Below are 7,334 nucleotides of genomic sequence, written 5' to 3' on the forward strand. Positions count from 1 at the left end.
CCCTGGCCGCCGCCCTCTCGGTCCTCCCGAACCCGCCCCCGTCCGCGCCGGCGGCAGAAGGATGGAGTGCCTGACCACCGAGCCCGGCCTGCAGATCTGCACCGGGAACCTCTTCGACGGCTCGCTGACAGGCCGGGGCGGCGGACCGGGGCGGGACGGGTTTCAGGAGCCGGCCTTGCGCTTGTTGTAGACGTCGAAACCGACCGCGGCCAGCAGCACCAGGCCCTTGATGACCTGCTGGTAGTCGGTGCCGATGCCGACCAGTGACATGCCGTTGTTGAGCACGCCGAGCACCAGGCCACCGATGAGGGCGCCGAGCACGGTGCCGACGCCGCCGGAGGCCGAGGCGCCGCCGATGAACGCGGCGGCGATCGCCTCCAGTTCGAAGTTGATCCCGGCCTGCGGCGTACCCGCGTTGAGGCGCGCCGCGAAGACCATGCCGGCCAGCGCGGCCAGCACCCCCATGTTGACGAAGGCGAGGAAGACGACGCGCTTGCTCTTGACGCCCGACAGCTTCGCCGCGGCCTCGTTGCCGCCGATGGCGTAGGTGTGGCGGCCCAGGACGGAGTTGCGCATCAGGTAGCCGAAGGCCACCAGCAGCACGCCGAGGATCAGCAGCACGATCGGGAAGCCATGGTAGCTCGCCAGCAGCAGGGTGAACACCAGTACCGCTGCGGCGACGGCGCCCAGTTTGGCCAGGAAGAAGCCCAGCGGGAGCAGGTCGAGGCCGTACCGGGCGGCCTGCCGTCGGCTGCGGAACTCCTGCAGGACGGCCACCACGAGCACGACGAGCCCCAGCAGCAGGGTGAGGTTGTGGTAGTCGGTCCGCGGGCCGACCTCCGGCAGGAAACCGCTGCTGATCTGCTGGAAGCCCTTGGGGAAGGGCGCCACCGACTGGCCCTGCAGCACGATCTGCGTCCCGCCGCGGAACAGCAGCATGCCGGCCAGGGTGACGATGAAGGACGGGATGCCGACGTACGCGATCCAGAACCCCTGCCAGGCACCGGCGGCCGCGCCGATCAGCAGGGCGGCGGCCAGCGCGAGCGGCCACGGCACGTCGTGCTCCACCATCATGACGGCTGCGGCGGCGCCGACGAAGGCGGCCAGCGAACCCACCGAGAGGTCGATGTGCCCGGCGATGATCACGATCATCATGCCGATGGCCAGGATCAGGATGTAGCTGTTCTGCTGGATCAGATTGGTGATGTTGAGGGGCTGGAGCAGGATGCCGTCGGTCCAGATCTGGAACACCACGACGATCAGCGCCAGCGCGACGAGCATGCCGTACTGGCGTATGTTGCCGCGCAGCGCCCGCACCAGCAGGGGGCCCGCGCCGCCACCGCCGCCGGGTTGGGCGGGCCGGGCCGTCTTGCGGTCCGTGGTGCCCGGGGTGTCCGCGGTCTCTGTCTGGGCCATGCCTTACACCTGCTCGTTCTCGGTCGCAGCGCTCACGGTCATGAGGCGCATGAGTGATTCCTGGGTCGCGTCCGCGCGGTCCACCTCGCCGGTGAGCCGACCGTCGGCCATCGCGTAGATGCGGTCGCACAGGCCGAGGAGCTCGGGGAGTTCGGAGGAGATGATCAGCACCGCCTTGCCCTGGGCGGCGAGTTCGGCGATCACTGTGTAGATCTCGGCCTTGGCGCCGATGTCGATGCCCCGGGTGGGTTCGTCGAGGATCAGTACCTCCGGCTCGGAGAAGATCCACTTGCTGAGGACGACCTTCTGCTGGTTGCCGCCGCTGAGCTTCCCGGTCTCCGCGAACACCGAAGGGGCCTTGATGTTCATGGTCCTGCGGAAGGACTCCGCGACCCGCCTCTCCTCGTGCTCGTTCACCCAGCCGCGGCGCGCGACCTTGCCGAGCGCGCTCAGGGAGATGTTGCGGCTGATGTCATCCATCAGGTTCAGCCCGAGGTGCTTGCGGTCCTCGGTGGCGTACGCGATGCCGTGGCCGATCGCCTCCGGGACGGTGCGGGTGCGGATCTCCTTGCCGTCGAGCAGCACCCGGCCCCCCGTATGGCGCCCGTACGAGCGGCCGAAGACGCTCATCGCGAGCTCGGTGCGGCCCGCGCCCATCAGGCCGGCGATACCGACGATCTCGCCGCGCCGCACGTGGAGCGACACGCCGTCGACGACCTTGCGCTGATGGTCGATCGGGTGGTGGACGGTCCAGTCCTCGACGGCGAAGGCCACCTCGCCCGGGTCGGGTGTGCGCTCGGGGTAGCGGTGCTCCAGATCGCGGCCGACCATGCCCCGGATGATCCGGTCCTCGGAGATGCCCTCGGCGCCGACCGCGACGGTCTCGATGGTCCGGCCGTCGCGCAGGATCGTGACGGAGTCGGCGACCTGGGCGATCTCGCCCAGCTTGTGCGAGATGAGGATGCAGGAGATGCCCTGGGCCTTGAGCTCCAGGATGAGGTCGAGCAGCTTGCGGCTGTCCTCGCCGTTCAGGGCGGCCGTGGGCTCGTCCAGGATCAGCAGCTTGACCTCCTTGGCGAGCGCCTTGGCGATCTCGATCAGCTGCTGCTTGCCCACGCCGATGTCGGCGATCCGGGTGTGGGGGCTCTCGTCCAGCCCGACCCGGCGCAATAGCGCCTTGGCGTGGGTGAGTGTGGTGCTCCAGCTGATGAAGCCCCGGGTGGCGTGCTCGTTGCCGAGGAAGATGTTCTCCGCGATGGACAGGTACGGCACCAGGGCGAGTTCCTGGTGGATGATCACGATGCCGCGCTGTTCGCTGGCCCGGATGTCCTTGAAGGCGCAGGGCTCGCCCTGGAAGAAGATCTCGCCCTCGTAGGAGCCGTGCGGGTGGACCCCGCTGAGCACCTTCATCAGGGTGGACTTCCCGGCGCCGTTCTCACCGCAGACGGCGTGGACCTCGCCGGGGGCGACGCTCAGGGTGACGTCGGAGAGCGCTTGGACGCCGGGGAAGGACTTGCTGATCGAACGCATCTCAAGGACGGGTCCGGCCATGGTGGTGCATCCGTTTCGACAGGGGCGGTACGGGCGGGGGCCGGTCAGGTCGACTGCCCGCCCGCACGCGCCCGGCTCTGGTGCGGCCCTGCGTGGAGGCCCGCGGCTACTTGAGCTGGTCGGCGGTGTACTGCCCGCCGTCGACCAGCACCTTCTGGTAATTCTCCTTGTCGACGCTGACGGGCTGCAGCAGGTACGCCGGGACGATCTTGGCCCCGTTGTCGTACTGCTCGGTGTCGTTGACCTCGGGCCGGCCGCCGGTGAGCAGGGCGTCGCCCATCTGGACCGCGACCTTGGCCAGCTCGCGGGTGTCCTTGTAGACGGTCTGGGTCTGCTCCCCCGCGATGACGGACTTCACCGATGCCAGCTCGGCGTCCTGGCCGGTGACGATCGGCAGGGCCTTGCCCGGGCTGCCGTAGCCGACGCCCTTGAGGGAGGAGAGGATGCCGATGGAGATGCCGTCGTACGGGGAGAGCACCGCGTCGACCCGGGCCGATGTGTACGACTTGCTCAGCAGGTTGTCCATCCGGGACTGTGCGACACCGCCGTCCCAGCGCAGTGTGGCGACCTGGCTGAGGCTGGTCTGACCGCTCTGGACGACGAGCTTCTTCTGGTCGACGTACGGCTGGAGCACGCTCATGGCGCCCTGGAAGAAGAACGTGGCGTTGTTGTCGTCCGGCGAGCCTGCGAACAGCTCGATGTTGAACGGGCCCCCGCCGCCCGCGAGGCCCAGCTTGTCGGCGATGTAACTGCCCTGCAGGACACCGACCTTGAAGTTGTCGAAGGTCGCGTAGTAGTCGACGTCCCCGGTGCCGCGGATCAAGCGGTCGTACGAGATCACGGGGATCTTCGCTTCGGCGGCCCGGTGGAGGACGTTCGTGAGCGAGGAGCCGTCGATGGCGGCGACCACCAGCAGCTCGGCGCCCTTCGTGATCATGTTCTCGATCTGCGAGACCTGGTTCTCGACGACGTTGTCGCCGTACTGCAGGTCGGTCTTGTAGCCCTTGGCCTGGAACTGCTTGACCATGTTGTCGCCGTCGTTGATCCAGCGCTCCGACGACTTGGTGGGCATCGCGATACCGACGAGACCACCCTTGGTGTCACCGCCGCCCGCTCCGTCGCCCACACCGTTGGCGCTTTGGCCGCAGGCCGTCAGAGCCAGGGTGAGGCCCGCAGCAGCGAGGCCCATCGAAACCTTCCGCACTATTCCTCCAGTGGTATGCCGCGATCGGCGCGACCTCGGCGGGGGCCTCGGGTCGAGCCGAGCGGGGAGCGAGCGCCGGCCCGGGGTGGAGGGGGGCCGGGTTCGGTCGGGATCGGTCCGGCCGACCGGGCGGCGGGGTGGGTTGACCCCACTGGAGGCCCCGGTGGGTGCCGCTCTGGGCAGGCGTTACATGAGTGTTAACGCTCACAGAAATTGCGTCAAGGGGTCGTGGATCACCGTTGGATATAGCGTGGGGCAAAGGGAGATGCGGTCAGCGGCGGGGCTTGACCGGGATGTTGTTAGCGTTAACACTAGCTGCGCGCCCCCTGCTGACCGCTGATCCCTCACCGCGCAGACACCCCGCATCCCGCAGAGACGCGGGAGGGCCCGACCGGCGGATGCCGATCGAGCCCTTTCGCTGCGTGGATACGCGCTCGTGCCGGCCGCGCCTGTCAGACGCTCACCGGGGTGCCGAGCATCGCAGATGCCTGCTGCAGCGGGCTGAGTACACGCGCGGGCACGGCGGCTTGGGGAAGGCCGCGGCAGGTGAACCCGAGCTGGGTCATGGCGCGGAGGACTTCGCCGGCGCTGAAGTCGCGGCGGTCCTGGCGCGTGATGACCTGGCCGACCTGCTTGAGGGGGTAGGTGCGTCGGCCGATGATCACGGATTCGCCGATGACCTGCTCGGGCTTGACGCCCTTCATCGATTCCAGGACGCCGGCCTTCGTCAGGTCGAACGGGAAGCGGGCGATGACGCAGCGCATGAGTGCCTCACAGGAAGAAGGTGTCGGTCGTACCGCGGTGCGGCGGTTTCAGCGGGTGAGGGCGAGAACGCCCAGGGCGCTTCCCTGCTCGTCGATGACGGGCAGGGCGGCGAGCCCGCGGTAGCGCATCGCGTGTTCCGCCTCGGTCATCGTGGTCTCGGGTGAGGTGAAAGGCCCGCGTCCGTCGAGAACAGCGCGCAGGCGGACCTGGTCCGTGTACCCGGCGCTGCCGTGGAGGGCGACGAGCTGGGCTCGGGTGACCAGTCCGGTGCACTCGCCGTACTCGTCGCAGACCAGCAGGTGCCCGGCGCGGGCGCTGGCCATGACAGCCATGGCCACTTCGACCGTCATGTCGTCACAGACCTGGGGGCAGGCCGCCTCCATGGTGTCGTTCACCGTGCGGGGCGCAAGGTCGGCGTGTGCGGGGCGGCGTTGCATCTGGACCAGCGTCAACACGTTCCTCCTGCAGAGGTGGGTCAGTTTCCGGATCACTGGGTCTGTCAGGCCGCCGCATCGAAGGCGGACTGACGCAGGCTCATGCGCTGGGCGGCCGAAGCGGGCCTGCGGCGTCCGCGCTGCGAGCTGGTGCTGCGCTTGGGGCGGTCGGAGACCGGCGCGGTGATGGTGACCGGGATGCCGGAGGGGGCCTGGGCGCCGGTGATGCGGTTGAGTGCCTCTTCGCCGGAGTGGACCTGGGTGGTCTGCGCGGTGACGCCCGCGGCGAGCATGAGGCGGGTCATGTCGCGGCGCTGGTTGGGCGTGACGAGGGTGACGACGCTGCCGGACTCGCCGGCGCGGGCGGTGCGGCCGCCGCGGTGCAGGTAGTCCTTGGGGTCGGTCGGCGGGTCGACGTTCACGACGAGGTCGAGGTTGTCGACGTGGATCCCGCGGGCCGCCACATTGGTCGCGACGAGGACGGTGACGTGCCCGGTCTTGAACTGCGTGAGGGTGCGGGTCCGCTGGGGCTGGGACTTCCCGCCGTGCAGCGCCGCGGCCCGTACCCCGCTGCTCAGCAGGTGTTCGGTCAGGCGGTCGACGGCGTGCTTCGTGTCCAGGAACATGATCACCCGGCCTTCGCGCGCCGCGATCTCCGTCGTCGTCCGCTGCTTGTCGGCGCCGTGGACGTGCAGCACGTGGTGCTCCATCGTCGTGACCGCTCCGGCGGAGGGGTCGACGGAGTGGACGACCGGGTCGGTGAGGTAGCGGCGGACCAGGAGGTCGACGTTGCGGTCGAGGGTGGCGGAGAACAGCATCCGCTGGCCCTCGGGGCGCACCTGGTCGAGGAGGGCGGTGACCTGGGGCATGAAGCCCATGTCGGCCATCTGGTCGGCCTCGTCCAGGACGGTGATCGCGACCTGGTTCAGGCGGCAGTCGCCGCGGTCGATGAGGTCCTTCAACCGGCCGGGCGTGGCGACGACGACTTCCGCGCCGTTCCGCAGCGCGTTGGCCTGACGACCGATGGGCATACCGCCCACCACCGTCGCCAGGCGCAGCTTCACCGCGCGGGCGTACGGCGTCAGCGCCGTCGTGACCTGCTGCGCGAGCTCGCGGGTGGGAACGAGGACCAGCGCCAGCGGCTGCCCGGGCTCTGCGCGCTGCCCGGCGGTGCGGGCCAGCAGGGCCAGCCCGAAGGCGAGGGTCTTGCCGGAGCCGGTGCGGCCCCGCCCCAGGACGTCACGCCCGGCGATGGTGTTGGGCAGGGTCGCGCCCTGGATCGGGAACGGGACTTTCATCCCTTCGACGTCCAGAGCGGCCAGCAGCTGGGCCGGCATGTCCAGGTCGGCGAAGGCCTCGACCGCGGGCAGCGCGGGGGTGATCGTCTTCGGCAGGGCGAACTCGCCCTGGACCGCGGCGGGCCGGCGGCTGCCGTAGCCCGAACGGCCGGAAGTGGCGGAACGGCCGGAGGCGCCGGTACGGCCTGTCCGGGGGGCGCCGCTCTGGCCGCCGGTGCGGGTACGGGAATAGCGGTCGTTCGTGCGAATGGTGCGGTCCATGCGGAACCTTCCTCGATACGACACGTACCGAGGAATCCCCATGGCGGGTATTCGCGAGAACGGGCCGAAGAGAGACGGGGCAGAGCCCTTCCGCGACATCAGCGGACAGGGAATGCGGAGAGAGTGCTGCGCGGTGCGTCCAGGAGGCCGATGAGACGGCGGACGGCTTACAGGCGACAGCAGGAGGCGGGGCGGGCGACGTGTGAGAACGTATCCGCCAGGCCGAACCGTGAGGCGGGCCGGCGCGATGCACCGTGGCCCGTGGCGCACGCGAAAACGTCAGCATCCGACGGTGCGTGCGAGGGGAAATGCAACGAGCTGGGGCCCGCACCCCAAGGTGCGGGCCCCAGCTACGTAGACGCGTCAGCGTCAGGCGGGAACGATGTTCTCGGCCTGCGGGCCCTT

The 7,334-nt window shown here is 69.5% G+C and carries 6 protein-coding genes; all 6 read right to left on the reverse strand.

Features of this window, described 5'->3' with window-relative positions; genetic code table 11:
- Positions 1-162: 162 nt before the first annotated feature.
- The 6 genes from mmsB to ACFWUQ_RS18520 all read right to left on the reverse strand — a co-directional run bounded on the left by mmsB (position 163) and on the right by ACFWUQ_RS18520 (position 6,929).
- Entirely contained in the window at positions 163-1,416 is a 1,254-nt protein-coding gene (mmsB, locus tag ACFWUQ_RS18495; protein ID WP_384538980.1) for a multiple monosaccharide ABC transporter permease, read from the reverse strand.
- 3 nt (positions 1,417-1,419) lie between these two features.
- Complete coding sequence (gene mmsA, locus ACFWUQ_RS18500) at positions 1,420-2,967, reverse strand: multiple monosaccharide ABC transporter ATP-binding protein (protein WP_384538982.1); 1,548 nt, start codon at positions 2,965-2,967, stop codon at positions 1,420-1,422.
- Positions 2,968-3,073: 106 nt separating this feature from the next.
- A complete protein-coding gene (gene chvE / locus ACFWUQ_RS18505; protein WP_384538983.1) occupies positions 3,074-4,156 on the reverse strand; it encodes a multiple monosaccharide ABC transporter substrate-binding protein in 1,083 nt (360 codons plus the stop codon).
- A gap of 467 nt (positions 4,157-4,623) precedes the next feature.
- Positions 4,624-4,935, reverse strand: coding sequence for an SCO5918 family protein (locus ACFWUQ_RS18510; RefSeq protein WP_384538985.1), 312 nt, complete (start codon positions 4,933-4,935; stop codon positions 4,624-4,626).
- A 48-nt stretch (positions 4,936-4,983) separates the two neighbouring features.
- A complete protein-coding gene (locus tag ACFWUQ_RS18515; RefSeq protein WP_384538986.1) occupies positions 4,984-5,388 on the reverse strand; it encodes a CBS domain-containing protein in 405 nt (134 codons plus the stop codon).
- Positions 5,389-5,435: 47 nt separating this feature from the next.
- Complete coding sequence (locus ACFWUQ_RS18520) at positions 5,436-6,929, reverse strand: DEAD/DEAH box helicase (RefSeq protein WP_384538988.1); 1,494 nt, start codon at positions 6,927-6,929, stop codon at positions 5,436-5,438.
- Positions 6,930-7,334: the final 405 nt, after the last annotated feature.

The sequence above is a fragment of the Streptomyces sp. NPDC058662 genome (assembly GCF_042716255.1).
Taxonomy (GTDB): domain Bacteria; phylum Actinomycetota; class Actinomycetes; order Streptomycetales; family Streptomycetaceae; genus Streptomyces.